25 protein-coding genes are annotated in these 26,417 nt (G+C 71.6%); 13 read left to right on the top strand and 12 right to left on the bottom strand.

From position 1 onward, the window contains the following. Nucleotides 1–318 precede the first annotated feature (318 nt). Genes ABZS69_RS26995 through ABZS69_RS27005 form a run of 3 tightly spaced genes read right to left on the bottom strand, consistent with a single transcriptional unit; the run spans nt 319 to nt 3,905 of the window. Nucleotides 319–2,781 (bottom strand): protein kinase, encoded by a 2,463-nt coding sequence (locus tag ABZS69_RS26995; RefSeq protein ID WP_355377390.1) that lies wholly within the window; start codon nt 2,779–2,781, stop codon nt 319–321. Nucleotides 2,782–2,838: 57 nt separating this feature from the next. Continuing rightward, nucleotides 2,839–3,099, bottom strand: a complete 261-nt coding sequence (locus ABZS69_RS27000) for a hypothetical protein (RefSeq protein WP_355377392.1) — start codon at nt 3,097–3,099, stop codon at nt 2,839–2,841. Then, on the bottom strand, nt 3,096–3,905 hold the full coding sequence (locus tag ABZS69_RS27005; protein ID WP_355377394.1) for a phytanoyl-CoA dioxygenase family protein: 810 nt from the start codon (nt 3,903–3,905) through the stop codon (nt 3,096–3,098). Before ABZS69_RS27005 ends, ABZS69_RS27000 begins: the two co-directional genes overlap by 4 nt. Before the next feature lie 92 nt (nt 3,906–3,997). On the opposite strand from ABZS69_RS27005, the gene ABZS69_RS27010 reads away from it, so the two are divergent. Further along, nucleotides 3,998–4,774 (top strand): helix-turn-helix transcriptional regulator, encoded by a 777-nt coding sequence (locus ABZS69_RS27010; protein ID WP_355377396.1) that lies wholly within the window; start codon nt 3,998–4,000, stop codon nt 4,772–4,774. Between the two features lie 85 nt (nt 4,775–4,859). Beyond that, a complete protein-coding gene (locus ABZS69_RS27015) occupies nt 4,860–5,777 on the top strand; it encodes a lytic transglycosylase domain-containing protein (protein WP_355377398.1) in 918 nt (305 codons plus the stop codon). Nucleotides 5,778–5,808: 31 nt separating this feature from the next. Here the strand turns inward: ABZS69_RS27015 and ABZS69_RS27020 are convergent, their stop codons facing one another. Beyond that, nucleotides 5,809–7,563: a glycoside hydrolase family 15 protein gene (locus ABZS69_RS27020; protein ID WP_355377400.1), complete on the bottom strand. Its 1,755-nt coding sequence runs from the start codon at nt 7,561–7,563 to the stop codon at nt 5,809–5,811. An 81-nt stretch (nt 7,564–7,644) separates the two neighbouring features. Then, entirely contained in the window at nt 7,645–8,247 is a 603-nt protein-coding gene (locus tag ABZS69_RS27025) for a hypothetical protein (RefSeq protein ID WP_355377402.1), read from the bottom strand. Between the two features lie 63 nt (nt 8,248–8,310). On the opposite strand from ABZS69_RS27025, the gene ABZS69_RS27030 reads away from it, so the two are divergent. Beyond that, nucleotides 8,311–9,741, top strand: a complete 1,431-nt coding sequence (locus ABZS69_RS27030) for a PLP-dependent aminotransferase family protein (RefSeq protein ID WP_355377404.1) — start codon at nt 8,311–8,313, stop codon at nt 9,739–9,741. A gap of 28 nt (nt 9,742–9,769) precedes the next feature. On the opposite strand, the gene ABZS69_RS27035 is transcribed toward ABZS69_RS27030, so the two are convergent. Both ABZS69_RS27035 and ABZS69_RS27040 read right to left on the bottom strand, forming a co-directional pair. Then, nucleotides 9,770–10,378 (bottom strand): trimeric intracellular cation channel family protein, encoded by a 609-nt coding sequence (locus tag ABZS69_RS27035; RefSeq protein ID WP_355377406.1) that lies wholly within the window; start codon nt 10,376–10,378, stop codon nt 9,770–9,772. Nucleotides 10,379–10,388: 10 nt separating this feature from the next. Further along, complete coding sequence (locus ABZS69_RS27040) at nt 10,389–11,849, bottom strand: oligopeptide:H+ symporter (protein ID WP_355377408.1); 1,461 nt, start codon at nt 11,847–11,849, stop codon at nt 10,389–10,391. 140 nt (nt 11,850–11,989) lie between these two features. On the opposite strand from ABZS69_RS27040, the gene ABZS69_RS27045 reads away from it, so the two are divergent. From ABZS69_RS27045 to ABZS69_RS27055, 3 genes are all read left to right on the top strand, one after another. Beyond that, nucleotides 11,990–13,831, top strand: coding sequence for an AMP-dependent synthetase/ligase (locus ABZS69_RS27045; RefSeq protein WP_355377410.1), 1,842 nt, complete (start codon nt 11,990–11,992; stop codon nt 13,829–13,831). 682 nt (nt 13,832–14,513) lie between these two features. Continuing rightward, on the top strand, nt 14,514–15,101 hold the full coding sequence (locus tag ABZS69_RS27050; RefSeq protein ID WP_355377412.1) for a hypothetical protein: 588 nt from the start codon (nt 14,514–14,516) through the stop codon (nt 15,099–15,101). A gap of 149 nt (nt 15,102–15,250) precedes the next feature. After that, on the top strand, nt 15,251–15,733 hold the full coding sequence (locus ABZS69_RS27055; protein ID WP_355377414.1) for a hypothetical protein: 483 nt from the start codon (nt 15,251–15,253) through the stop codon (nt 15,731–15,733). Between the two features lie 83 nt (nt 15,734–15,816). Here the strand turns inward: ABZS69_RS27055 and ABZS69_RS27060 are convergent, their stop codons facing one another. Continuing rightward, complete coding sequence (locus ABZS69_RS27060) at nt 15,817–16,470, bottom strand: NAD(P)H-binding protein (RefSeq protein ID WP_355377415.1); 654 nt, start codon at nt 16,468–16,470, stop codon at nt 15,817–15,819. Nucleotides 16,471–16,575: 105 nt separating this feature from the next. Here ABZS69_RS27060 and ABZS69_RS27065 point away from each other — a divergent pair, with 105 nt between their 5' ends. From ABZS69_RS27065 to ABZS69_RS27075, 3 genes are all read left to right on the top strand, one after another. Continuing rightward, nucleotides 16,576–16,944, top strand: a complete 369-nt coding sequence (locus ABZS69_RS27065; RefSeq protein ID WP_355377417.1) for a helix-turn-helix domain-containing protein — start codon at nt 16,576–16,578, stop codon at nt 16,942–16,944. A gap of 153 nt (nt 16,945–17,097) precedes the next feature. Further along, entirely contained in the window at nt 17,098–18,087 is a 990-nt protein-coding gene (gene moaA / locus ABZS69_RS27070) for a GTP 3',8-cyclase MoaA (RefSeq protein ID WP_355377419.1), read from the top strand. Between the two features lie 4 nt (nt 18,088–18,091). Beyond that, the gene (locus ABZS69_RS27075) at nt 18,092–19,063 is read left to right on the top strand and encodes an NTP transferase domain-containing protein (protein ID WP_355377421.1); all 972 of its coding nucleotides are present in this window, start codon (nt 18,092–18,094) and stop codon (nt 19,061–19,063) included. A 326-nt stretch (nt 19,064–19,389) separates the two neighbouring features. Here ABZS69_RS27075 and ABZS69_RS27080 read toward each other — a convergent pair whose 3' ends face one another. Next, a complete protein-coding gene (locus ABZS69_RS27080; protein WP_355377423.1) occupies nt 19,390–19,704 on the bottom strand; it encodes a DUF3099 domain-containing protein in 315 nt (104 codons plus the stop codon). A gap of 99 nt (nt 19,705–19,803) precedes the next feature. Here ABZS69_RS27080 and ABZS69_RS27085 point away from each other — a divergent pair, with 99 nt between their 5' ends. Both ABZS69_RS27085 and ABZS69_RS27090 read left to right on the top strand, forming a co-directional pair. After that, the gene (locus ABZS69_RS27085; protein ID WP_185076887.1) at nt 19,804–20,016 is read left to right on the top strand and encodes a dodecin; all 213 of its coding nucleotides are present in this window, start codon (nt 19,804–19,806) and stop codon (nt 20,014–20,016) included. Between the two features lie 244 nt (nt 20,017–20,260). Further along, a complete protein-coding gene (locus ABZS69_RS27090) occupies nt 20,261–20,818 on the top strand; it encodes a hypothetical protein (RefSeq protein ID WP_355377425.1) in 558 nt (185 codons plus the stop codon). 147 nt (nt 20,819–20,965) lie between these two features. Here the strand turns inward: ABZS69_RS27090 and ABZS69_RS27095 are convergent, their stop codons facing one another. After that, a complete protein-coding gene (locus tag ABZS69_RS27095) occupies nt 20,966–22,321 on the bottom strand; it encodes a metallopeptidase TldD-related protein (RefSeq protein ID WP_355377798.1) in 1,356 nt (451 codons plus the stop codon). An 80-nt stretch (nt 22,322–22,401) separates the two neighbouring features. Continuing rightward, the gene (locus ABZS69_RS27100; protein WP_355377427.1) at nt 22,402–23,898 is read right to left on the bottom strand and encodes a TldD/PmbA family protein; all 1,497 of its coding nucleotides are present in this window, start codon (nt 23,896–23,898) and stop codon (nt 22,402–22,404) included. A gap of 77 nt (nt 23,899–23,975) precedes the next feature. Here ABZS69_RS27100 and ABZS69_RS27105 point away from each other — a divergent pair, with 77 nt between their 5' ends. Together ABZS69_RS27105 and fabI are read left to right on the top strand one after the other, a co-directional pair. Further along, nucleotides 23,976–24,671 carry a beta-ketoacyl-ACP reductase gene (locus ABZS69_RS27105; protein ID WP_355377429.1) on the top strand — a complete coding sequence of 232 codons (696 nt, stop codon included), beginning with the start codon at nt 23,976–23,978 and terminating at the stop codon, nt 24,669–24,671. 1 nt (nt 24,672) lies between these two features. After that, nucleotides 24,673–25,437 carry an enoyl-ACP reductase FabI gene (gene fabI / locus ABZS69_RS27110; RefSeq protein WP_355377431.1) on the top strand — a complete coding sequence of 255 codons (765 nt, stop codon included), beginning with the start codon at nt 24,673–24,675 and terminating at the stop codon, nt 25,435–25,437. A gap of 70 nt (nt 25,438–25,507) precedes the next feature. Here fabI and ABZS69_RS27115 read toward each other — a convergent pair whose 3' ends face one another. Next, nucleotides 25,508–26,317, bottom strand: a complete 810-nt coding sequence (locus tag ABZS69_RS27115) for a hypothetical protein (protein WP_355377433.1) — start codon at nt 26,315–26,317, stop codon at nt 25,508–25,510. Nucleotides 26,318–26,417 lie beyond the last annotated feature (100 nt).

Below are 26,417 nucleotides of genomic sequence, written 5' to 3' on the forward strand. Positions count from 1 at the left end.
CCAGGACACCCCCACACCCGAAGCCTCGACCACGTCCGCACGCCCCTCTTCCGAGTGAACGATGGCCTGCGCGCGGCACCGGGTCCGTGGCGTGCGCTGTCCTTCCGGGTTCGGCACAAGGCACGCGGGCCCGCTGGAGCTCGGGGACGCCGGCGCGGCGTGTGGCGCTCTTCTGGCGGTGGCCCATTGTGTGCAGGCCCGCTGGGGCTCGGGGGCGTGCGGGGCCTCAGGCGGAGTGCCCGGTGTGGCGGCGCTCTCGAATGCGACGTCCTTGCGGGCCTTTCGGTGCGCCAGCCAGGTGGAGGCGGGCCGAGGAGGTCAGGCGGGGCCCAGGCTCCAGGTACGGAGGGTGCGGTCCTCGCCTGCGCCGGCGACCACCGGGTGGCCGCCCTGCTCGGTCAGCGCCACCGTCTGGATCGCCCCGCCGGGGCCGGGACCGAGCACGCCGATGATGTCGCCGTCGTCGAGGTTCCAGACGCGGACGATGACGTCGCCGTCCCACGGGCCGTGGGCGACGACGGCGATGGGTACGTCCCCCGAACGCCCCACGACGAGAGCCGCGGTCCCCCGGTCATCCGGGCTCTGGTCGCTGAACTCCCACTTCTTCCTGCGCTTGCCCGTGGCCAGGTCGTACACGCGCAGGGTCGCGTCCATGTGGGTCGAGACGACGACGGGCTTGCCCTTGATCTCACCGCAGGCCAGCCGGTCGATCCCGCCGATCTCCCCGGTGTAGAACGAGTGCGTCATCCTCCCGTTCGACAGCCGCCACACCCGGATCCGCTCCCCGCCGTCGCCCGTGACGAGCACGTCGTCCTCGCCCAGCCGGCCGAACGCCAGCCCTCTGGTTCCCTGGAAATGGTCGGTGATCGCGGGGCCGATCTGCTTGCCGGTGGAGATGTCCCACAGCCGCACGACGCTGCGGGTGTCCTTCATGAAGTCGTACTTCTCCGACACCGCCACCGCCTTGCCCGCGCCCGTGACGGTGACCGCGATGACGGGGTCGCTCACCTTGCGCGAGGCGAGGCTCTCACCGGTCAGGCTCCACAGCCGCATCCGCCCGTCATTGTGCCCGGAGGCCGCGACCGGCGTGCCGCCGATGTTGCCGGTGGCCACACTCGTCGTCGTGCCCCCGCCGTCCCCGAGCCGGGTGGCGGCCTGGCCCAGGTCCCACGTGAACACCGCCCCCTTGGCGGTCCCGCACACGACGGTGCTCCCCGCGGTGGCCAGCTCCGTGATCGTGCCGTCCGCTTTCGGCAGGGGCGCGGAGACGGCGAGCTGCGTCCCGAACGGCTCGTCGGACGGCGCGGGTGTCGGCGTCGATGTTGGTGTCGGCCTGGGCGACGCGCTGCCCGGGGACGGGCTTCCGCTGGGCGGCTGGCTCGTACGCCGGCCGTCCGGGTCGGGGAGGTCGTCCCTCGGGCGGAGGATGGTGAAGGCGGACACCGCGAGAGCGGCCGCCGCCGCGGCGGCCCCGCCGAGCACGGCCCGCCGGCTGACCGACCGGCCCCGACCGGCCTCCGTATCCGCATCCGCCACCGGCCCGTTCCCCGCCACCGGCCCCGCGGGCGCCGCGCCGTCCGTCCAGATGGCGTTCCCGGCATGGGGTCCCGTCTGAACGGCGTGCGGTCCCGGCTGGGCGGGGCTTCCGGCGTGGGGTCCCGTCTGAGCGGCGTTCCCGGCATGCGGGCCCGTCCCGATGACCGGGGAGCCGGAGGCGGGCTCGGCACCGGAGAGAGGCCGCGCCCCCAGGGGAGGCGGAGGCCCTGCGTGCGCCGCTCCAACGGGCGAAGGCGCCGTTCCCGAAGGCGCCGTTCCCGAAGGCGCCGTTCCCGAGGGAGCCGGACCCGACGATGGGAGCGCTCCAGCGGGCGGCGCCCAGGCGACAGGCTGCGCCGCCCCGGCGGGCGGACCTCCGGGGGCGGGGTGTGGCGGCCCGCTGGGTGGGGTGGTGGTTGCGGGGGTGGGGCGGTGGGTCAGGGGGCCGGGGTGGCGGATGAGCTGCTGGAGCAGGTCCGCCGGGGCCGGCCGGGCGGACGGGTCCTTGGACAGGCAGGTCTCGATCGTGCCCAGCAGGTGCGGCGGCACCCCCGTGAGGTCCGGGGTGCCGCTCAGGACGCTGTTCACCACGGCCGCCACCGTGTCCCCCGCGAACGGCGTGCGTCCGGTGGCGGCGAACACCATCGTCCCCGCCCAGCTGAACACGTCCGACGTGGGCCCCACCCGCTCGCCCCTGAACTGCTCCGGCGACATGTACGCGGGCGTCCCCACGGGCACCGATGTCCGGGTCGTCGCGTCGAGGGCCTTGGCGATCCCGAAGTCGATGACGATCGGCCCGTCGGGCCCCATCAGCACGTTGCCCGGCTTGAAGTCCCGGTGCACGATCCCCGCCTGGTGGATGGCCGCCAGCGCGGTCAGCGTGGAGATCGCCAGCCGGTCCAGCGCCCCGCCCGTACGCGGCCCCGACGTCCGGACCAGCGCCTGGAGGGTGTCCCCTGCCACGTACTCGCTCACGATGTACGGCCGCTCGTCCACCATCCCGACGTCCAGCACCGCGGCCGTGCAGAACGCGGCCACCCGCTGCGCCGCCTCCACCTCCCGCAGGAAGCTCTTGGTGATGTCCTCGTCATGGACGAGGTGCAGCACCTTGACGGCGACCTCGCGCCCGTCGTCCCCGACGCCCCGGTAGACCACGCCCTGCCCGCCGGAGCCGAGCACGCCGACGAGCCGGTACGGGCCGATCCGCGCGGGATCGCCCGACCGGAGCGGGCGCAGGTCCGGCATCCCGCTCCTCCCTCGGGCCAGATCGAGCGATCACACGATAAGGCCGAACGTCCGGGTTTACGACATTTTCTCGAAGAAGAATTCGTGCTTCAGGAACGACGTGTCGTATTCGTGCCCGGGATACGGCGGGATGAGCTGCGACGCCTGGAACAGCCGCCACCCGTCGCGCAACGCCTCCACCCCCGTCTCGTACGGCGGCTCGTCCCCGTCACCGGCCGTCGGTTCGGTGCGCCCGGTGCCGTCGTAGCGCGACCAGCCCACCACCTCCGCGTCGAGCGCGGAGGTGGCCAGGTAGAGAACCAGCACCTGCTGCTTCATGCGACCCTCCCGGGGCGGTTGTTCACGCGAGTCGTCCAGTAGTCGATGTCGAACGACGGATCGTTGGTCAGCGCCCGCCACAGCCGCACCCGGTTGTGGATCTCCAGCCGCCCCGTCGCGTTCTCGTACCAGGGGAAGCGCCGGTTCAGCTCGGCCACGACAGCGGGATCGTCCAGGTCGGAGGTGTCCCACAGCCGCACCTGCGGCACGGTCGGGTTGAAGCGGATCTTGAACATGTACCTGCGGACGTCGCTGTCATTGCGCCGCCCGCCGTGCCAGATGCCGTGGTGGAGCAGCATCACGGTCCCTGCGGGGCAGGTGAGCCGGGTCTGGCCGCGCAGGTTCTGGTAGCGGCCGGTGTCGCTCTCGTTGGTGCGGCGCAGGTGGCTGCCCGGCACCACGAGGGTGCCGCCCATCTCCGCCGTCACCTCGCGCGGGTAGTACATGAGCTGCACGTCGAAGGCGTCCATGCGGGTGTCGATGATGGCGTCGGCGTGCAGCGGCTGGGCGTGGCCGTTGCGCGGCTCGCGTACGTGCACGGCGTGGTGGTCGACGGTCGGGTCGGGGCCGACGAGCGAGTGCAGGGCGCCCGCGACGGCGGGCAGTTCGATCAGCCGGCGGACGAACGATCCCTCGGGGTAGGTCTGGGCGACCGGGGTGCCGTACGGGGGGCGCGGGATGCCCGCCTCCAGCACGTCGATCGCCTGGTCGTTGAGCTCGTCCGGGACGATCCCGTCGAGTCGCAGGTAGCCGGCGGCCACGAATCCGGCGACCTGTGCGGAGGTCAGCAAGCTGGTGGTTCGCATGCGTCAAAGGTAAAATCGAACACCGGCCATGTCGTGGGTTGTAATCATCAACCACTGGTCCATTTTCCCCCGCTGCGGTACAACTGAGCCCTGTGCGGCAGGTGACGATCGCGCTCTCCGAACCGCCCGTGGTGGCCGGCGCGGGCGCGGGCGTGCACGGCGTGGTCAGGCCGCACGACGTGTTCCGGCTGCCCGACCTGTGGCAGGTCCACCTGTACGGGTACGCCGCCGAGCTGGTCCTCGAAGGCACCGTGCACGCGATCAAGCCCGGCCACGTCAGCCTGATCCCGCCGGGCGCCGAGGTCCATTACCACTACCGGGGCAGGTCGGAGCACCTGTACGCGCACTTCAGGCTGCCCGGCGTCGACGAGCGGCGGGTCGTGGCCGTCATGCGGGACGCGGGGGACCAGGCGCCGCTCATCGCCGCCTCGCTGCGGCAGACCATCGCGGCCGTCCCCGACACCAGGGCGAGGGCGTCGGCCGAGGTGTGGACGGTCCTGTGGCGGGTCGCGAACCTGCCCGTCGCCGGCAGCGCCCACGCCGTCGTCGCGGCGGCCATGGAGTACATCGACGCGGACCTGGCCGCGCCGCTGACCGTCCCCGGCGTCGCCCGCGCCGCCGGGGTGTCGCACAACCACCTCACCCGGCTGTTCCGCGCCCAGACGGGCCACACGGTGGTCGCGTACATCCGCCGCAGGAGGCTGTCCCGCGCGCTGCACCTGCTGCGCGAGTCGACCCTGGCGATCCCCGCGATAGCGGCGGCGGTGGGCATCCCGGACCTGCAGGCGTTCAACAAGGCCTGCCGGCGCGAGCTGGGCGCTTCGCCCCGGGCCCTGCGCGCCAGCGGCCCCGACCGGCGAGGGTCCTGAGGGCGCGCAGGCGCTCCGGCCCGCCCGCGCCGGGCGCGTGTCCGATGCCGCGGCGGACGGGCCGCACCCGGTAGGTTGGCCGACCATGGAGGAACGCCACGATCATCACCGCCGCCCTGCCCGCGCTCTGGCCGCGATGGCGCTCGCCGCGCTCCTCGGCACGGCGGCCTGCGGCTCCCCGGGCCCGTCGGCGTCGGCGTCGGCGGCCGGCCGGCAGCCCTCGCCGGGCCCGTCCACCCCGCAGGCGAGCCAGGCGCTTCCCGCGCCCGACCAGAAGATCCCCGGCGACCCCGCCCGGCTGGCCGCCGCGCTCAAGGGGACCTCCGCCGCGCTCAACGCCGCGATCGACGCCTGGCCGAAGACCGGCAAGCCGCCCCGGGACGTCGAGCTCCTGGCCCTGCACCAGCAGCGCGTCTACCGCTACACGGCCCGCCACCCCGAGCTCGCCACCCGGGCCTTCACCCGCCTCCCCTCCGGCCTGGCCGCCCAGGCCAAGGACAACACGGCCGCCATCCGCGAGTTGCTCTCCCTGGCCCACCCGGTCAAGCCGTCGGCCACGTTCAAGGTCCAGCCCGCCCCGCCCGCCGCCGAGCTGCTCGCCCACTTCAAGAAGGCCGAGCGCCGCTTCGGGGTGGAGTGGGAGGTGCTGGCGGCGGTGATGCTGGCGGAGACCAAGTTCGGGCGGGTGAAGTCGGACAGCCACGTGGGGGCCCAGGGGCCGATGCAGTTCATGCCCGGCACCTGGAAGGCGTACGGCCTGGGCGGCGACGTCCAGAGCCCGCGTGACGCCGTCATGGGCGCCGCCAACTACCTGCGCGCCTCGGGCGCGCCCCGTGACTACCGCCGGGCGCTGTACGCGTACAACCACTCCCGGGCGTACGTGAACGCCATCCTCCTGCACGCCCGCCAGATGAAGCGGGACCCGAGGAACTACTACGCGTACTACAACTGGCAGGTGTTCGTGATCACCACGGCCGGCGAGCGCCGCCTCACCGGCCCGTGAGCCCCGGCCACGACGCCTCCCGGGGTGCCGGCTACGACAGGGCGCGGGCGGCGTGGATCAGGGGGACGTGGCTGAAGGCCTGCGGGAAGTTGCCGACCAGCCGGTCGTAGCGGGGGTCGTACTCCTCGGCCAGCAGTCCCACGTCGTTGCGCAGCACCAGCAGCCGCTCGAACAGGTTCTTCGCCTCCTCCTTGCGGCCCTGCATCGCCATCACCTCGACCAGCCAGAAGCTGCAGGCCAGGAAGGCCCCCTCCCCTCCGGGCAGGCCGTCCACGTCGTTGTCCTCGGCCAGCGGGTAGCGCAGCACGAACCCGTCCGACATGAGCTCCTTCTCGATGGCCGACACCGTCCCCACCACCCGGGGGTCGTCGGCGGGCAGGAAGCCGACCATGGGGATCAGCAGCAGCGCGGCGTCCAGCTCCGACGAGCCGTACGACTGCGTGAAGGTGTTGCGCCGGGCGTCGTAGCCCTTCGAGCAGATCTCGGCGTGGATGACGTCCCGCAGCGCGCGCCACCTTTCCACCGGCCCGGTGCGGCCGAACCGCTCCACGTACTGGACCGCCCGGTCCAGCGCCGCCCAGCACATCACCTTCGAGTGCACGAAGTGCCGGCGGGGCCCGCGTACCTCCCACAGGCCCTCGTCCGGCTCGTCCCAGTGCTCCTCCACGTAGTCGAGGAGCTCGCGCTGGATGGTCCACGCCCGGTCGTCGGGGGACAGGCCGCGGGCGCGCGAGACGAACAGGCAGTTCATCACCTCGCCGTACACGTCGAGCTGGAGCTGCTTGACGGCCTCGTTGCCGACGCGGACGGGCCGGGAGTCCTCGTAGCCGTCGAGCCAGTCGAGGCGCAGCTCGGGCAGCCGGCGCTCGCCCGCGACGCCGTACATGATCTGCAGGTCCTGGGGCCGGCCCGCGATGGCCCGCAGCAGCCACGCGCGCCAGTCGGCGGCCTCCTCCAGGTAGCCGGAGCTGATCAGCGCGTCGAGCGTCATCGTGGCGTCGCGCAGCCAGCAGAAGCGGTAGTCCCAGTTGCGCACCCCGCCGATGTCCTCGGGGATGGACGTCGTGGGCGCGGCGACGATGCCGCCGGTGGGGGCGTAGGTGAGGGCCTTGAGCGTGATCAGCGAGCGCACCACGGCCTCCCGGTACGGGCCCTCGTACGTGCATCGCGCGACCCACTCGGCCCACATGGCCGCGCTCTCGCTCAGCTGGGTCTCGGCGTCGATCCGCGGCGGCATCGGCTCGTGCGACGGGTGCCAGGTGAAGACGAACGGCAGCCGCTCGCCCTCCTTGACCGTGAACGTGGCCCGGTGCGCGTAGTCGCCGCCCTTCAGCGGCACGGGGGAGTGCAGCCACACCGAGTCGGGCCCGCCGATGGCCTGCAGGTGGCCATTATTGCGGCGCACCCACGGCACGATCCTGCCGTAGTCGAAGCGCACCCGCAGCTGCGTGGACATCTCCACGCTCCCGGAGACGCCCTCCACGATGCGCACGACGTCGGGGTTGCGGTCGCGGGGAGGCATGAAGTCGATCACGCGGACGGTGCCCGTCGGGGTGTCCCACTCGCTCTCCAGGATGAGCGTCTCGGGGCGGTAGCGCCGGCGGGTGGCCGGCTTGCGGCCCGTCGGGCCGAGCCACCAGTGCCCGTTGCGCTCGCTGCCGAGCAGTGACGCGAAACAGGACGGCGAGTCGAACCTGGGCAGGCACAGCCAGTCGATCGAACCGTCCCGGCCCACGAGAGCCGCCGACTGCATGTCCCCGATGAGGGCGTAGTCCTCGATCCGCATGCCTAGACGCTACTCGGGTGAGGGGTGATCCCGTGACCGGGTCCGATCATGTCGCGTCATGCCCGGTCCCGGTCACGGGGATCACGTCAGCGGGAACCAGCGGGTGAACAGCTGGGTCAACGGCCCGATGGCCAGCGCGAACACCAGCGTCCCCACGCCCACGGTGCCGCCGAGCAGCCATCCGGCGGCCAGGACCGTGACCTCGATGAGGAAGCGGCCCAGCCGTACCGACAGGCCGAGCCGCACCAGCCCGGTCATGATGCCGTCGCGGGGGCCGGGGCCCATCCCGGCGCCGATGTAGAGCACGGTGGCCAGGGCGACGGCGACGACGCCGAGCGCCACGTACAGGCCCTGAAAGGCCAGGTGCGACGGGGTGGGCAGCAGGAAGATCGCGCCGTCGGCGAACAGGCCCAGGACGACGACGTTGCTGATCGTCCCCAGGCCGGGCTTCTGCTTGAGCGGGATCCACAGCAGCAGCACCAGGGCGCCGATCGCGATGATGACGGTCCCGATGGACAGGCCGGTGTGCATGCCCAGGCCCTGGTGGAACACGTCCCACGGGTCGTTCCCCAGCCCGGACTCGACCTGGAGGCCGATGCCGGCGCCGTAGAGCGCGAGCCCGCCGTACAGCCTGACGAGACGCGCGGGAAGGGAACTGAGCCGGGGGACGATCGCTTCACTCATAGTGGCCCCAGATTGGCATCCGATCGACTTGCCAAAACAGGGCCAATCACGAAAAGTGGCCTTATGAGGCATCTGTCGGCGACCCAGGTGGCGCGGCTCATCAAGATCGACCCGGCCGCGCGGCCCTACTACCGCGCGCTCGCCGACGGCGTGCGCGCCCTCATCATGGACGGCCAGATCCCGGTACGCGTCCGCATGCCCGCCGAACGCCACCTGGCCGAGACCCTCAAGGTCAGCCGCACCACCGTGACCTCGGCCTACGACCTGCTGCGCGAGCGCGGCTACCTGGAGAGCCGGCAGGGCTCCGGCAGCTGGACCGCCCTGCCGGACCCGGCCACCGCGCCCGACAACCCGTGGCTCAGCACCGACGGCGACGGCCTCGTCCAGCTCCAGTGCGCCGCCCCGCCCGCCCCGTCGGCCCTTCGGCGGGCGATGCTGGAGGCGGTGGAGGAGCTGCCCCGGTACGGCATGGGCAACGGCTACGACCCCATCGGCCTGCCGGTGCTCAGGGAGCGCGTGGCCGCCCATTACACCGCCAGGGGCCTGGCCACCCGGCCCGAGCAGATCCTCGTCACGACCGGCTCCCAGCACGCCATCCAGCTCGTGCTCGGCCTGCTCGTCGGCGCGGGCGACCCGGTGCTCGTGGAGTCGCCCACCTATCCGCACGCCATGGACGTGGCCCGGCAGCGCGGCGCCAGGATCGTCCCGGTCGGCATCTCGCACGAGGGCTGGCAGGCCGACCTGGTGACGGGGGCCATGCGCCAGTCGGGGGCGCGGCTGGCGTACCTCATGCCCGACTTCCAGAACCCGACCGGCGCCCTCATGGACGACGCCACCCGCGCCGCCGTCGTGGGCGGGGCCCGGCGCGCGGACACCATGCTGCTGGTGGACGAGACGTGGGCGGAGCTGGCGCTGGACGAGGTGCCCCGCACCTCGCCGATGGCGGCGTTCGACACCGACAGCCGGGTGGTCAGCGTCGGCTCGGCCTCCAAGCTGTGGTGGGGCGGGCTACGCATCGGCTGGGTCCGCACCACCGCCGCGCTGGCGCGCCGGCTGGCCGTGTTCCGGGCGGCCGTGGACATCGCCAGCCCGGTGCTGGAGCAGCTCGTGGTGGCGCGGCTGTTCGACCTGATGGAGGAGACGCGCGCCGAGCGCCGCCGCACGCTGCGCGCCTCACGCGACGCGCTGGTGTCGGGGCTGCGCGAGCACCTGCCCGAGTGGACGTTCACGGTGCCGCGCGGCGGCGGCACCCTGTGGGTGCGCCTGAACGGCCAGGGCGCCACGCCGCTCGCGGAGGCGGCCGCCCACCACGGCGTACGCCTCGCGCCCGGCCCCTGGTTCGGCCTGGAGGGCACCCTGGAGGGCTACCTCCGCCTGCCCTACACCCAGCCGCCTCAGGTCCTGACGGAAGCGGTCACCCGCATCCGCGCCGCCCGCGACCACGGCCCCACCGGCTCCCGCCGCCCGACGGACGCGCTCATCGCGATGGTGTGAGCGTCCGCTCTCCCGCGACTCGCGCGCCTCACTCGCTGCTGCCCCGGGCCAACGGGGCGCGCCATTTGCGGCGCATCGCCAGGATCCGCAGCCCGAACGCCAGCACCGCCGCCGCCAGCGTCGCGGGCCAGCCGTGGAAACCGTAGGCCGATAGCGCCGCCATCACCCCCGACCCCAGCATCGCGGGCACCGCGTAGAGCTGCCGGTCGTACAGCAGCGTCGGGATCTCCCCGGCCAGCAGGTCGCGCAGCATGCCCCCGCCGATGCCCGTCACCACCCCCAGCAGCGCCGCGTGCAGCGGGGCGAGGCCGTACTCGAGGGCCTTCTCCGTCCCCACCGCGCAGAACAGCCCGAGCCCCGCCGCGTCCAGCACGAGGATGACCGGCATCACCCGCGCCACGTGCGGGTGCCAGAAGAACACGATCACCGTCGCGGCCACCGGCACGAGCACGTACCCGAGGCTCTGGAAGGCGGCGGGCCGGACGTTGAGGATCAGGTCGCGTACGACGCCGCCGCCCAGGGCGGTCATCTCGGCCAGCACCCCCATCCCGACCACGTCGAGCCGTTTGCGCACGCCCATGAGCGCGCCCGTCAACGCGAAGACGAAGATGCCGATCAGGTCGAGAAGTTCAGACACGTCGGAATATTTACCGTATGACCGGTTCGTGGTGCTCGGCCATCATGATCCGCAACTTCCGCGTGAACATGAACAGCGCGAGCCCGGCCACGACCGCCATCGCCGCCAGGACCAGGTAGTACATCGGCTCGGACAGCACCCGGCCGAGCCGCCCCGTCTGCCCGCCGACCGCGTCGCCCACCGAGAACGCGATGAACCAGACCCCGAGCATCTGCCCCTTGAACGCCTCCGGCGCCAGCTTCGTCGTCACCGACAGCCCGACCGGGCTCAGCGACAGCTCCCCGAACACCTGGATGAGATAGACGAGCACCAGCCACCACACCGACACCCTGCCGGGCCCCGCCAGCGCCGCGGCGACGGCCATGACCACGAAGCTCACCCCCACCATGACCAGCGCGAACCCGAACTTCTGCGGCGTGCTCACCCGCGTCCCCAGCCGCACCCACAGCGCCGCGAAGAACGGGATGAAGATCATGATGAACAGCGGGTTGAACGACTGCGTCGTGGCCGGCTGGATCGGGATGCCGAACAGCGACAGGTCGGTGTGGTCCCTGGCGAAGAACAGCAGCTTGCTCGGCGCCAGGTCGTAGATCATCCAGAAGACGGACGCGGCCACGAACAGCCAGATGTACGCCTTCATCCGGATCCGCTCGTCCTCGGTCAGGTCGTGGCTGCCCAGCAGGATGTACCCGAAATAGGCCACCGGCACGACGAGGATGACGACGGTGATCGCCACGGTGAGCCGGTCGATCGTGAGCGTGCCGGTCGCCGCCCAGGCGCCCAGCGCGATCGCCGTCGCCGCCACGATGGCCCCCGCCACCGGCCAGAACCGGCGGTGCGCCACGTGGACCGGCCGCTCGCCGATGCCCCGCAGGTGGCGGCCGCCCCACACATACTGGATCAGGCCGAACGCCATCCCGACGGCCGCCGCGCCGAACGCCAGGTGCCACCGGTCGCCGGTGGCCAGCCGGCCGACCACGATGGGCGCGAAGAACGCGCCCAGGTTGATGCTCATGTAGAACAGGGAGAACCCGGAGTCCCTGCGCGCGTCGTCCGCCTCGGGGTAGAGCCGTCCGACCATGACGGACATGTTCGGCTTGAGCAGGCCGGTGCCGACGATGATCAGCAGCAAGCCCAGCCACACGAAGAACGGCGACGTCACCGGGACGGCCATGCTGATGTGCCCCAGCATGATGACGAACCCGCCGCACAACACCGACCTGCGCGCCCCCAGGATCCGGTCCGCGATCCACCCGCCGGGCAGCGCCACCAGGTAGATGAGCGCGCCGTAGACGCCGACGACCGCCTGGGCCGTCTCCTGCGACAGGCCCAGACCGCTGTGCGCCGGCGACGCGGCCAGGAACGTGGCGAGGATCGCCCGCAGCCCGTAAAAGCTGAACCGCTCCCACATCTCGGTGCCGAACAGCGTGGCCAGCCCCCAGGGATGCCCGAAGAACGTCCTGCCGCTCATGCGCCGCCCCCTCTGTGCGCCCAGGCGATTACTCTACGTGAAGGACGGGGATCTCTCTCCTCAAGCTCTTGCCGCTACCCCCCTGGTGTGGTGCGATGCAGGCCACTCACGCAAGTGAACACTGACCGGAGGCGCGCGCCATGGCCGAAGTCCTCGAAGTCCGGGCCGAGATCGAGCGGCAGATCGCCGGCCGTACCGTTTGCGAACAGCTCAGGCACGCCGCCGAGCAGCACCCCGACGCCCCCGCCTACTCCGACCCCGACGGCGACGGCTGGAGCACGCTGACCTACGCGCAGGCGCGGCAGCTCGTCCTGGAGATCGCCGCCGGGTTCGCCGCGCTCGGGCTCGAACCCGGGGAGTCGGTGGCGGTGATGATGGTCAACCGCAGCGAGCACGTGCTCGCCGACCTGGGCGCCGTGCACGCGGGCGGGGTCGGCTGCACGGTGTACTCGACGTTCGCGCCCGACCAGATCGCGTTCGTGGCGGGGGACGTGGCCGCCAGGTACGCGGTGCTGGGCGGCCCGGCCGAGCTGGCCCGCTGGCAGCCCGTCCTGTCCCGCCTCGACGGGCTGCGCAGGATCATCATGCTGGAGGGGGCGCCGGCGGACGAGCTGTTCATGTCGTGGGAGGACTTCCTGGAGCTGGGCCGCACGCGCCTGGCCGCGGACCCGGCCCAGGTCGAGGCCCGCATGAGCGCGGTCACCCCCGACGACGTGGTCACCGTCCTGTACACCTCGGGCACCACCGGCATGCCCAAGGGCGTCCCCCTCACCCACGCGAACGCCTTCTACGAGGTCGCCGCCACCGACCGCATCACGAGCCTGCCCGTGCGGGGCACGCAGATCTCCTACCTCACGTACGCGCACATCGCCGAGCGCATCCTCAGCCTTTACCTGCCCCTGGTGAAGGTCTCCCACGTGCACTTCTGCACCGACCTGGCCAACCTGGGGGCGACGCTGGGGCAGGTCAGGCCGATGATGTTCTTCGGGGTGCCGCGCGTGTGGGAGAAGATGATGGCCCGCCTGCTCGCCGTGCTCGCCACCCAGCCTGAGGAGCAGCAGGCCGCCGTACGCGCGGCGATGCGCGCGGGCGCCGCGTACGTGGAGGCCGGCCAGTACGGGCGCGCGGTCACCCCCGAGATCCAGGCGGCCTACGAGCAGGCGGACGCGTCCCTGCTGTCGATCATCCGCGGCATGATCGGCTTCGACCGCGCCGAGTGGACCGCCACCGGCGCCGCGCCGCTGCCCGCCGAGGTGCAGCACTTCTACGCGGGGCTCGGGCTCAAGGTCATCGACGTGTACGGCATGACGGAGACGACCGGCGCGTTCACCGGCAACAGCCCCGCCTGCTACCGCCTGGGCACCGTCGGCAGGGCCGAGCCCGGCGTCGAGATCCGCCTCGCGGAGGACGGCGAGATCCTCACCCGCAGCCCGCTCAACACGCGCGGCTACGTCAACCGGCCCGAGGCCACGGCCGAGCTCATCGACGCCGACGGCTGGCTGCACACCGGCGACATCGGCACGGTCGACGAGGACGGCTTCTACCGGGTGGTCGACAGGAAGAAGGAGCTGATCATCACGGCGGGCGGCGAGAACATCTCCCCGGCCGAGATCGAGAACCATCTCAAGGAGCACGCCCTCATCGGCCAGGCCCTCGCGTACGGCGACAACCGGGCGCACCCGGTGGCCCTGCTGACGCTCGACGGGGAGGTGGCGCCGGGCTGGGCGCAGGCGCGCGGCATCGCGTTCGCCTCGCTGGCGGAGCTGGCCGAGCATCCGGAGGTGGTCAAGGAGGTCGAGACGGCCGTCGAGGCCGCGAACGCCAAGCTGGCCAGGGTGCAGCAGGTCAAGCGGTGGGCTCTGCTGGGCACCGAGTGGACGGCGGAGACCGAGGAGCTCACCCCGAGCCTGAAACTCAAGAGACGGATCATCCACGCCAAGTACGCGGACGTCATCGAAGGCCTCTACGGCGGCTCGCGCTGACGCGTAGGTCGCTCCCGGTTTTGCCATTCGTGGCGTGTGTCGAGGTCCTGGCCATTACCGGGCGGTTCCTACCGTCTCGATCATGACCAGAAGCCTTCTTCTCGTCTCGCTCGCGGCCGGGCCGCTCACCGTGCCCGCCCCCCCGGCCGCGATCGAGCCCGCCATCCGCGCGATCACCGTACGTCCCGCCGAGCCCGTAGTGGGGCCGAAGGACTCCGTGCGCCTGGTGATCGACGTCGTCGCCAAAGGCGTGCGAAGCAAGGACGGCGTCACCGTCAAAGTCGAACCTGGCGCGCCGCCCGGCCCCGTACTGACCGACAAGCTACCGATCCCAGTCCCAGTCCCAGCCCCGATCCCAGCTCCGGCGCCGGCCCCGGCGCCCGCCCCCGACACCGGCTCGGTGGGCACCGCTCCCGTCCCGGGCCCGGCCCCAGTCGGCCAGCCCGCACCCGCGAACCAGCCTCGACCGCGGGCTCATCCCCGGCCGGGGGTCCAGCCTCGACCGGGGGCTCATCCCCGACCGGGGGCACAACCTCGACCGGGAGCCCAGCCAGTGGTCCCGGCCCCGGCGCCCGCACCCGTCCAGGCACCCGATCCCGTTCTGGCACCCGGACCGGCCCAGGCTCCCGCCCAGGCACACGCCCAGGCCCCCTACCTCGACGCGCCACCCGCCGGACGACCGATGAACCCGGCACCCGTGGGCCCCAAGGAAGCGGCAGTGCTGCCGCAGGCGGCCGAAGCGTCGGGAGGAGAGACCCAGCCACGGCCGGTCTGGCGCAGCACGGGACCGGGATCCGTCGCGCCGGCCCGCATGGCCAACGGCTGGGAGACCTGGCGCTTCCTGCCCGACAAGCAGCTGAACCGCTTCTACCCGACCGGCATCTGGACGATCAGCGTCACCGCCAGGGGAGCGGGCGGCCGGGCGGTCACCGAGTACGCGTCGTTCCAGTTCAGGCGGGACACGAAGCTCACGTCGGTGCGGGCCGACAAACTCGAGGGCTCCGACCTCGTACGCCTGCGCGGCTCGCTCAGGCGGGTGGACCCGCGCGGCTACACCGACTACGGCCCGTTCGCCAGGCAGCAGCTGGAGATCCTGTGGCGGGGCGACGAGTCCACGGCCTGGGAGCAGATAGGGCAGACCACGACGGACGCCTCCGGGACCTTCGAGGCGACGGTCACGGGCCGCTCAGGGGGCCTCTGGCGCGTCCGCTATCCCGGAACAGGACACTACGCCTCAGACGCCTCCAAGTCCCGACAAATTACGCAATAAGAAATGTTGTTTCTAGCGCGGCCTTAAACCGCTGTTGCGGAATTGTGATCAACTTTACCGCAACTTTTCCTTACTCTTACGCGTCATTGGCGTTGACGTGCCCCGACTAGGGGCCGCGTTTGAGACGGGGAAGGAACTCCATTTTGAAGATGCGACGTCTAGCCGCCGGCCTGGCGGCTGCCGCCCTGGGCGCGACGATGGTGGCCACCGCCGCTTCGCCCGCGCTCGCGGACCCGGGCCTGGACCCGGATGTCGAGGGCTACACGAGTCTGCAGTTCGACGCGAACCCCGAGCCCGCGTGGCGGGGTCGCCCCATCACTCTCGAGGGCAAGCTCTCGGTGCAGTGCGACGATGACTACATCAACGGCTTCGTCTCGGTGCACCACGCCGACTACTGCAAGGACTCGGAGCGCTGGCACCGCCTGGGCTGGAAGCGGATCGTGATCCTCTTCCAGCCTGACGGCAGCGGCCGCTGGGAGTACGTGGACACCATCAAGACCAGCAGCAAGGGCTACTTCTCGACGCGGGTGCCCGCCCGTACGTCGGGCACGTGGCGCGCGGTCTTCGAGGGCTCCCGCTGGCTCTCCCCCGCGGAGGGCAAGGACTGGGTCAAGGTCGTCGGCCGCCGCTGATTTACCCCGAAACGCCCGGCCCATCCGGCCGGGCGTTTCCCATTTCCGCCCTTTCTCCCGGCACGTCAAAGAAGCGGCGGCGCCTAGTACGAGACGGCGACCTGGACGCGATGGTGCCGGGGCCGTTCGACCTCGTCCACCACCGCCACCGCCAGATCGGCGAACGAGAACGCGGGCTCCAGCGCCGGCACCCGCCCGCCCCCGATCCGATAACGCCCGGTCCGCGCCGCCACCTCGTCGAGGAACACGGGCGGCGGGGCGAGCACCACCCAGTCGAGCCCCGACCCCTCGAACACCTCCAGCTCCGCCGCGTGCCCCAGCGAGAACGCCCGCGCCTCGGCCGGGAAGTCCGGTGTGTCCACGAGCCGAACCCCGGGGGAGACCTCCAGCAGGCTCCCGATCCCGACCGCCACCAGCCGGGACACCCCGGCCCGCCCCAGCCCGCCGGCCAGCGCCCGCGCCGCCGCCGTGTAGAACTCCTCCGACGACACGTCCAGCCGGGCCGCCGCCTGAACGGCCGCGTCGTGCCCCGCCGCGATCTCCGCCACGCCGGCGAGGTCGGTGACGTCCCCGGCCACCACCCGCACCCCCGCCCCGGCCTCCGGCGGAACGGCGCCGGCCGCGTACTTCCCGGGATCCCGGACGACGGCCGTCACCTCGTGCCCCCGCCCGACCGCTTCCGAGACCACCCGCGCCCCGGCCCGCCCACCGGCGCCGAACACCACGATCCTGCTCACCCTCACCACACCCCTTCTCCCGGGGCCGGTCCCTCCCGGCCGCTCGTGGAGACGGTAAAGGGCGAGATATCGCTTTCCGCAACGATAGTTACCTACGATGTCGGGATGGCCGAGCCTCTTGATCCGGACATGTTCACGGGTTGCCCTCCGGTGGTCGCGCCGATCCGCATCGGCGACAAGTGGACCGCGAAGATCATCCGCTGCCTGGAGTCAGGCCCGCGGCGCTTCACGGAACTCCAGGCCCCGCTGCGCGGCATCACCCCGAAGGTCCTCACCGAATCCCTGCGCGCCATGGAGCGCGACGGCCTCCTCACCCGCACCCCGTACGACGAGATCCCGCCGCGCGTCGAGTACGAGCTGACCGACCTCGGCCGCAGCCTCCTCGAACCCATGAACGCGGGCTGTGAGTGGTCGAGAAAACACCTGGCCGAACTCATGCACGCCCGCGAGGCCTGGTACGAGGCGGCAGGATGAACACCCTGGGGCATTTCTCATGGCTCTGGCCTGGTCGTTCGGAATCGATCTAGGGAAGAAAGCGTTGTCGTGCCGTGAAGAGGGTGATTTTGAGCGGTGCCCGACGGGCGTCGTAGTCTGGCCCTCTGGCGAACGAACAGGAGGTGACGCCCCATGTTGCGAGACTCGTTCGGACGGGTGGCGACGGATCTGCGGGTGTCCCTCACGGACAAGTGCAACCTGCGCTGCACGTACTGCATGCCCCCCGAAGGTCTCGACTGGCTCCCCAACGCGCAGCTCCTGACCGCCGACGAGATCGTCCGCCTCGTGACGATAGGCGTGGAACGCCTGGGCATCACCGAAGTCCGCTACACCGGCGGCGAACCCCTCATCAGGCGCGAGCTGGTCGACATCGTCGCCCGTACCACCGCCCTGACCCCCAGGCCGCAGGTCTCGCTGACCACCAACGGCATCGGGCTGGCCCGGCTGGCCGGATCGCTGGCCGACGCCGGGCTCGACCGGGTCAACGTCTCGCTCGACACGCTCGACCCCGACACGTTCAAGCGGCTCGCCCACCGTGACAGGCACGCCGACGTCATCACCGGCCTGGCCGCCGCCGACGAGGCGGGCCTGCGTCCCGTCAAGGTCAACGCGGTGCTCATGCGCGGCGTCAACGACCACGAGGCCGCTGCGCTGCTGCGGTGGTGCCTCGACCAGGGCTACGAGCTGCGCTTCATCGAACAGATGCCCCTCGACGCCCAGCACGGCTGGACCCGCGAGGGCATGGTCACCGCCGACGAGATCCTCGAACGGCTGTCGGGCGCGTTCGACCTGACCGCGGACGACCTGGAGGAGCGCGGCAGCGCACCGGCCGAGCGGTTCCTCGTGGACGGGGGTCCCGCCCGGGTCGGGGTGATCGGGTCGGTGACGCGCCCGTTCTGCGGGTCCTGCGATCGGGTCCGGCTCACCGCCGACGGCCAGGTACGCAACTGCCTCTTCGCGACGGAGGAGTCCGACCTGAAGACGCGCATGCGCGCGGGCGCCTCCGACGAGGAGCTGGCCCAACGCTGGATCGCCGCCGTGGCACGCAAGCGCGCCGGCCACGGCATCGACGACCCGTCCTTCCTCCAGCCGGCCCGGCCCATGTCCGCCATCGGCGGCTGACGACGTGGCGCCCACGGCCGAGCACCCGGGCGGGGCGGCCTTCGACGCGGTCATCCTGGCCGGGGGAGAGGCGCGACGGCTCGGCGGGGCGGACAAACCCGGCCTCACGGTGGGCGGCAGATCCCTGGTCGAACACGTGGTGGCGGCCGTGGCGGGCGCCCGTACGACGATCGTCGTCGGCCCGGAGCGCCCGATCCCCGGGGTGGCGTTCGCCCGCGAGGACCCGCCGAGGAGCGGCCCCGTCCCGGCCCTGGCGGCGGGACTGAACGAGGTCTCGGCCCCGTGGGTGGTGCTCCTCGCCGGCGACCTGCCGTTCATGACCGCCTCTCACGTCACGGCCCTCCTGAACGCCGCCACCACCCAACCCCCCACCCCCGGAAGACCAACCCCCCGAATACCCGACAACGCCGCGGGGCCGATGTCCCGGAGCGCCGCAGGGGCGACGTCGTGGGAGGCCGCACCGCCGTCCGGAGACGCCCGGGAGCGGACGCCCGAGGAGTGGGTGGAGGCGGTCGGCGGGGTGGTGATGGTGGACGACGGCGGGCGGGAGCAGTGGCTGGCCGGGGTGTGGCCGACGGCGCGGCTCAAGCGGGCCCTCGCCGCCTACCCGGGCCGCTCGCTCAAAGGACTGCTCGGCCCCCTGACAGCCGTACGGCTGGCGCTGCCGGGTAGACCGTGGTTCGACTGTGACACAAAGGACGACCTGGAGGAGGCTCGCATGAACGTGCTCAACGAGTGGACCGCACTGGCCTGCAAGGAACTGGGCATCGACCCGGCCACCGTGGACCGCGACCTGATTCTCGACCTCACCAAGGAGGTCGCGCACGGCGTGGCCAGACCGGCCGCGCCGCTGACGGCGTACCTGCTCGGCCTCGCCCAGGGAGCCGGGACCGCCTCCGACGACTCGGCGGCGAAACTGATCACATTGGCGAAGAACTGGGGACAGGCCACCACCGAGACGCTGACAGACGACTGACACTCGAACGAACTCTTGAAGTCAAGCCGACCTCCCGCCCGAAGATTTCCTGTGAATAACGAGGCGGGAGGGAGTGCAAACGGTTTCGGGAAAGCGGCCCTATCGGACTGAGGTCGGCGTCGTCAAGCGGCTCGGCGTCGTCAAGCTGATCGATAACTTCACCCGGAAAAGGGGCGACGCCGGGTGGTTACGGGGGCAAACCACCCGGCGTCGCGTCATCGGCGTTCCGACGGGGGCCCGGAACGCCGGCACCAGCACTCCGACGGGGGACCGGAGCGCTTGGCTAAAGCGTACACCTACAACCCGTGGGATGCGTCAAGACTTAGTCACGACCCGATCTCGCGTCGATGCAGCGGTATCTCGGTTTGGTTAGCTTCAGGGGTCTCAAAGGTAGGCGGAGGGGCAGCCTTCCCTCTCTCATTGGCCCCGATTACGGCTATGTATGGCAAAAAGACAGCGGCCGCGATGAAGAGCAGCCGGTACGGCCACGGCACCGGCACCACGACCGCCAGGATCAGGCAGATCGTCCGGATGCCCATCTTGATGAGGTAGCCGATCTCGCGCTTGCGGATGTCGTCCGTCAGCGACGGCTTGGCGTCCGTGACCTGGTGGACGGCCGGTTTCCTGCGCCACCCCTTCATGTCTTCCACCGTAGACCCGGGACAGGCCGGGCGCGACCGGGCCCCGGTGCGGGAATAGGGGTCATGCGATCATGGCCTTCGAGTAAGGAGGATGTGGAGATGACGGATCGAACGTACCGGGTGACCGAGATCGTCGGAACGTCGGGGGAGAGCGTCGACGAGGCCATCCGCAACGGCATCAGGCGGGCCTCGCAGACGCTCCGTCACCTCGACTGGTTCGAGGTGACGGAGATCCGCGGGTATCTCGACGCGGGAGAGGTCGCGCACTTCCAGGTCGGCATGAAGGTGGGCTTCCGCCTCGAGGACGCCTGAACCGAAGGACGCCTCGAGGCCGGACGGCGGGTCGCCGTGGGCGGCGGACCCGTCGTCCGCACGAGGAGCACCCCCTGGGGCTGTGTACGGCCCTCTGACGGTCGCAGAGGGCGTGCGGGTCCCCGGGAGCCGTGGGACGGCCGAAGGATCAGCGTGGGCCAAGAGGCGGGCGCTCCGGTGCCGTACGCCGGAATGGAGCCGTCCCGCCGCTCCTCCCCGGAGGGGAGAGGTTAGATTGGCCGGTGTGAGTGTTGAGTTCCGGATCCTGCTGGTGTGCACGGCGAACATCTGCCGTTCCGCCATGGCGCAGGTGATCGCCGAGGCGATGCTCAACTCCGCGCAGCTGCCCGTGGCGACGGGGAGCGCGGGGGTTCGCGCGCTGGTCGGGCAGCCGATGGCGCCCCACGCGATCACGACCCTCGACCGGCTGGGCCTCGACGGCCGGGCGCACCGTGCCCGGATGCTGGACCTCGATCTGGTCAGGTCGGCCGATCTGCTGCTGACGATGGAGGCCGGGCACCGGGCCGTGGCCGTCGGCATCGATCCCCAGGTGGAGCGCAAGACGTTCACGTTGCCGGAGTTCGCGGAGCTGGCGGCGGGGGCGGGGCACCGCCGCTACCGGTCGGACACGGCCGAGCGGGCGCGGGCGATCGTCGAGTCGGCCGCCGAGCGGCGCGACGTCCGGCGGGCTCCGGAGGTGTACGACCCGTACGGCGGGCCGCCCGAAGGCTACGAGGCGTGCGCCAAGACCCTCGGCGAGGCCCTCAGCCACGCCCTGGGCGCCCTCCTGGGCCCCCGCTGACCTTCCTCCGACGGAAACGCCGCCCGCTTCGGGCCGGGATTCCTCCAGGGCCGCCTTCTTCGGGCCGGGAACGCGCGTGGAGGCCGGAGGACCCCCTGAGATCGAGGGCGAGGGGCCGCGCCCACCCGGACGCGGCCCTCGCGAAGGTCAGCTGGCCTGGCTGACCGTGGACATGTTGAAGTCCGGCACCCGCACCGCCGGCATGATCGTGCGCTGGAAGTAGTCGTTCCACTCCCGGGGCAGCGTGCGCTCGCCCGCCCCCACCTCCGTCAACCGCCCGAGCAGGTCCACCGGGCTCTCGTTGAAGCGGAAGTTGTTCACCTCGCCCACGACCTCCCCGTGCTCGACCAGGTAGACCCCGTCCCGGGTCAACCCGGTCACCAGCAGCGTCTGCGGGTCGACCTCGCGGATGTACCACAGGCAGGTGACGAGGAGCCCGTGCTCCGTGGAGGCGATCATCTCCTCCAGGGACCGGCCGCCCTCGGGGCCCGACATGATCAGGTTGCTGATCCCGGGCGTCACCGGCAGGCCGCTCAGCTCCGCCGAGTAGCGGGTCTGCAGCAGCGCCTCCAGGCGCCCGTCCCTGATCCAGTCGGTCGGCCCCAGCTGCAACCCGTTGTCGAAAACCGAGCTTTCCCGGCTGGAGGCGTGCGCCGTGACGAACGGCGAGCACATGATGCCCGGCGCCGACGGGTCGCTCGACAGCGTGACGGGCAGCGTGGCCAGCCGCTCGCCCACCCGCGTGCCCCCGCCTGGCTTGGAGAACACCGAACGCCCGTCGAGCGCGTCCCTGGCCCCCGCCGACCAGAACAGGTAGATCATCAGGTCGGCCACCGCGCTGGGCGGCAGCAGCGTCTCGTAGCGCCCGGCCGGCAGGTCGACTCGGGTCTTGGCCCACTCCAGCCGCTGCGCCAGCGAGGAGTCGAGCGCCGCGACGTCGACGTCGGCGAAGTCCTCGGTGGACACGCCCGTCCACGCCGACCGCTTCAGGTCGGCCGACTTGGCGTTGAGCTCCAGGCGCCCGGTCGGCTGGTCGTGCCGCAGCCGCAGACCCTTGGACGTGCCGAGGAACGTCGACGTCAGCGAGTGTTCGGCGAACCCGTACAGCCTCCTGCCGCCCGCCTCCGCCGCCGCGAACGCCTCGCCGAGCGCGGGCGCGAACGCCTCGAACACCCCGATGTCGGTCGGCTCGACGGCCGAGCCCCAGTGCGGCGACTCCGGCACGCCCTCGACGAGGGCGCGGGCGTCCTCGGCGGGCTGGGCCTCCCGAGCGGCCGCGTCGGCCGCCGCCACCACGGCCTCGAGCTGCTCATCGCGTACGGCGGCCCGCGACACGACCCCGACGCCCCGCCCCGCGATCGAGATCACGGTCAGCCGGGCGGAGCGGGCGACGCCGTTGGTCGTGAGCGTGTTGCCCGCGAACCGCAGGTTGGCCGTGGACTCCTCGTCCACCAGCACCACGCAGTCGTCGTTCGCCGAGAGCTCCAGGGCCTTCTCGACCATCTCCTGCGGAGAGGTCTGGAGCGGCAAGCCGGACCGGCTCTCCGAGAATCCGTGCTTATGGGTTCGCTCGCTACGCTCGTTCACGCCTTGCCACCCTCCTGAACGGTGTTGAGGATCCGCACGCCCTTGAACAGCGCCGACGGGCAGCCGTGGCTGACCGGCGCGACCTGGCCCGGCTGACCCTTGCCGCAGTTGAAAGCGCCTCCGAGCACGTACGTCCCCGGCCCTCCCACGGCCTCCATCGACTGCCAGAAGTCCGTCGTGGTCGCCTGGTAGGCGAAGTCCCTGACCTGCCCGGCCAGCTTCCCGTGGGAGATCTTGTACGCCCGCTGCCCGGTGAACTGGAAGTTGTAGCGCTGCATGTCGATCGACCAGCTCTTGTCGCCGACGATGTAGATGCCCCGCTCCACGCCCGAGATCAGCTCGTCGGTGGAGGGCCCGTCCGGCGCGGGGGCCAGCGACACGTTCGCCATGCGCTGGATCGGCATGTGCCCCGGCGAGTCGGCGAAGGCGCACCCGTTGGACCGCCCGAGCCCCTTCATCAGGGCCATCCGCCGGTCGAGCTGGTAGCCGACCAGGATGCCGTCCTTGACGATGTCGAAGCTCTGCCCCTGCACGCCCTCGTCGTCGTAGCCGATCGTGGACAGGCCGTGCGTGACCGTGCGGTCGCCGGTCACGTTCATCGGCGGCGAGCCGTAGACCAGCTCGCCCAGCTGGTCGAACGTGGCGAAGCTGGTGCCCGCGTACGCCGCCTCGTAGCCGAGCGCCCGGTCCAGCTCGGTCGCGTGGCCGATCGACTCGTGGATCGTCAGCCACAGATTGGACGGGTCGATGACCAGGTCGTAGTCGCCCGCCTCGACCGAGGGCGCCGCCAGCTTCTCCGCCAGCAGCTCGGGCAGCCTGGCCAGCTCGCCCTGCCAGTCCCAGCCCGTGCCCGTCAGGTATTCGTACCCGCGCCCGACCGGCGGCGCGAGCGTCGACATGTCGTCGAAGCCGCCCTCGTGCGCCTTCATCGCGTTGAGCTTGGGATGCACCCGCACCCGCTGCTGCGTGGTGACGGTGCCGGCCGTGTCGGCGTAGAACTTCTGCTCCTTGACCTGCAGCAGCCGCGCCGACACGTGGTCGGCGCCCTTCAGCAGGCCGGCCGACCAGTCGGCCAGCAGGCTCACCTTGTCGGCCGAGGACACCTCGAACGGGTCGACGTCGTACGCCGACACCCACACGGCCTCGGCGTGCACCGGCTCGGGCGCCAGCTCGATGGGCTCGCGGTTGATCGGGGCGCTCACCTCCGCCACCCGCACCGCCTGCTCGGCCACGGCCGCGGCGGCCTGCGGCGTAAGCTGGACGCCCGCCGCGAACCCCCACGTGTCGCCCTTGACGACACGCACGGCGTAGCCGAGGTCGTCGGCGTCCATGGCCCCTTCGAGCCGGGCGTCGTAGAGGCTGAGCGTCTCGGCTCTGACGCGTTCGAGCCGGAAGTCGGCGTGCTCGGCGCCGAGCTCGCGGGCGCGTTGCAAGGCGGCGTCCGCCAGCTGCCGCAACGGCAGCTCCAGGAAGTCGGGATCGATCTGGCGCATGTCCACGATCCTAACCCTGTGATCTTGTGCCACCCGGACAACCGCATACCCGCCGGTAGGAGATAGCGTCTGGTGCCATGGCACGCTCTGTACTCGTCACCGGGGGCAATCGCGGCATAGGCCTCGCGATCGCCCGTGAACTCGCCGCGGCCGGCGACGCCGTCGCGGTCACCTACCGATCAGGGGAGCCGCCCGAGGGCCTGTTCGGCGTGCGCTGCGACGTCACCAGCATGGCCGACGTCGAGGCCGCGTTCGACAAGGTCGAGGCGGAGCAGGGCCCGGTCGAGGTCCTCGTCTCCAACGCCGGCATCACCAAGGACACGCTGCTGGCGATGATGAAGGAAGACACCTTCACCGACGTCATCGACGCCAACCTGACGGGCGCCTACCGCGTGGCCAAGCGGGCCATCCGCCCGATGATGAAGCTCAAGCGCGGCCGGATCATCCTCATCTCCTCCGTGGTCGGCCTGTCCGGCCAGGCCGGCCAGGCCAACTACGCCGCCTCCAAGGCCGGGCTGGTCGGCTTCGCCCGCTCCCTGGCCCGCGAGTATGGCTCGCGCAACATCACGGTCAACGTGGTCTCGCCCGGCTTCGTGGCCACCGACATGACGGCCGACCTCGACCAGGAGGCGATCGTCTCCAACATCCCCCTCGGCCGTCAGGCGGCGCCCGAGGAGGTGGCACGCGTCGTACGCTTCCTGGCCGGCGACGACGCCTCTTACATCACCGGGGCCGTGATCCCGGTCGACGGCGGACTCGGAATGGGGCACTGACGTGGGAATTCTCGAAGGCAAGCGGATCCTCGTGACGGGCGTGCTCACCGACGCCTCGATCGCGTTCTCGGTGGCCAAGCTGGCCCAGGAGGAGGGCGCCACGGTGGTGCTCACCGGGTTCGGCCGGCTGAGCCTGGTGGAGCGCATCGCCAAGCGGCTGCCCGAGCCGGCGCCGGTGCTGGAGCTCGACGTCCAGAACAACGAGCACCTCGACACGCTCGCGGCCCGGGTGGGCGAGCACGTGGACGGCCTCGACGGCGTGGTCCACTCGATCGGCTTCGCCCCGCAGACGGCGTTGGGGGGCAACTTCCTCAACACCTCGTGGGAGGACGTCTCCACGGCCCTGCACGTGTCCACCTACTCCTTCAAGTCCCTCGCGGTCGCCTGCCTGCCCCTGATGAAGGAGGGCGGGGCGGTCGTCGGCCTCGACTTCGACGCCACGAAGGCGTGGCCCGTCTACGACTGGATGGGCGTGGCCAAGGCGGGCCTGGAGTCGTGCAGCCGCTATCTCGCCCGCGACCTGGGCAAGCACAACATCCGCGTCAACCTGGTCGCGGCGGGGCCGCTGCGTACGATGGCGGCCAAGTCGATCCCGGGCTTCAAGGAGTTCGAGGACAGCTGGCCGGAGAAGGCCCCACTGGGCTGGGACCTGTCGGACACGATTCCGGCGGCCAAGGCCTGCGTGGCGCTCCTGTCGGAGTGGTTCCCCGCGACGACCGGCGAAATCGTCCACGTGGACGGCGGCGTCCACGCCGTCGGCGCCTGATCAGAGGGTTACCGGCGTCACCGGCGGGGTCTCGCGGATCGCGGGGCCCCGCTTCTGAGTTCGCGGTCCGTCAGGCCACGCGGTGGCGGCCGTTGCCGCTGCCGGCGCGCGCCGGCTCGAAGGGGATCGACTCCACCGGATCCGTGCGCTGCCGCCGCTGCTGGACGATCCGCGTGGCCAGCACCGCCGACCCCAGCAGCGCGATCGTCAGCGCCGTCCCCAGCACGTCCGAGGCGGGCGGGCTGGGGCGTACCACCCGCTTGTCCTGCATCGGCAGGGTCAGCTCATGGGCGAACGGGTTGGGCCACAGCAGGTCCACCCGCGGCTCGTCCGTGTCGACCGTCTTCTTCTCGACCACCGGCCGTCCCGGGTCCACGGTCTGCGGGCGCTGGTCCGGCGCCGTGGGCCGCGTGCTGGGCAGGGACTCCACGCCCCATTCGCGGGGCCGCGACGTGCGCGAGGGAGAGGGGGCGGGCGAGGGGGAGAGCTTCTGCGTGGCCTCGCCTTCGCAGGCGATCCCCGGCAGGCAGGCGCTGTCCTGGGGGTCGTCCTGCCCCTTCGCGGAGGTGGAGGGCGACGGCGAGGAGTTGGCGTCGGGCGTGGCCTTGGTGGTCGGCGCCACCTCGCCGACCCGGCCGAGCACCTCGTTGGTCGTGTCGTTCACGCCGTCGGTCACCTTCTCGGTCGTCCCGCCGGTCAGGGTGTCGACCGTGCCGGTGAGCGTGTTCACCACGTCGCACAGCGTGTTGGTCACCCCGGAGAGCAGGCCCCCGTCGCGCGTGCAGTCCTGCGCGTCGGCCGACGCGGCTGTCGCGGCCCCTGGGACGGCCGCCAGCGCCACCGCGAGAACTCCAGCCGAGATCGCGGCCCTGCTCCCCATCCGTCCCCTCCTGCGTCGCTTCCGAGGGAAATCTTTATGGACATCGGACCTGAGACGCAGGCGTTTGGCAGGTAAAGTTGCGATTCGGTATCGAGTAGTG

The organism is Nonomuraea sp. NPDC005650 (assembly GCF_040605375.1).
GTDB lineage: Bacteria > Actinomycetota > Actinomycetes > Streptosporangiales > Streptosporangiaceae > Nonomuraea.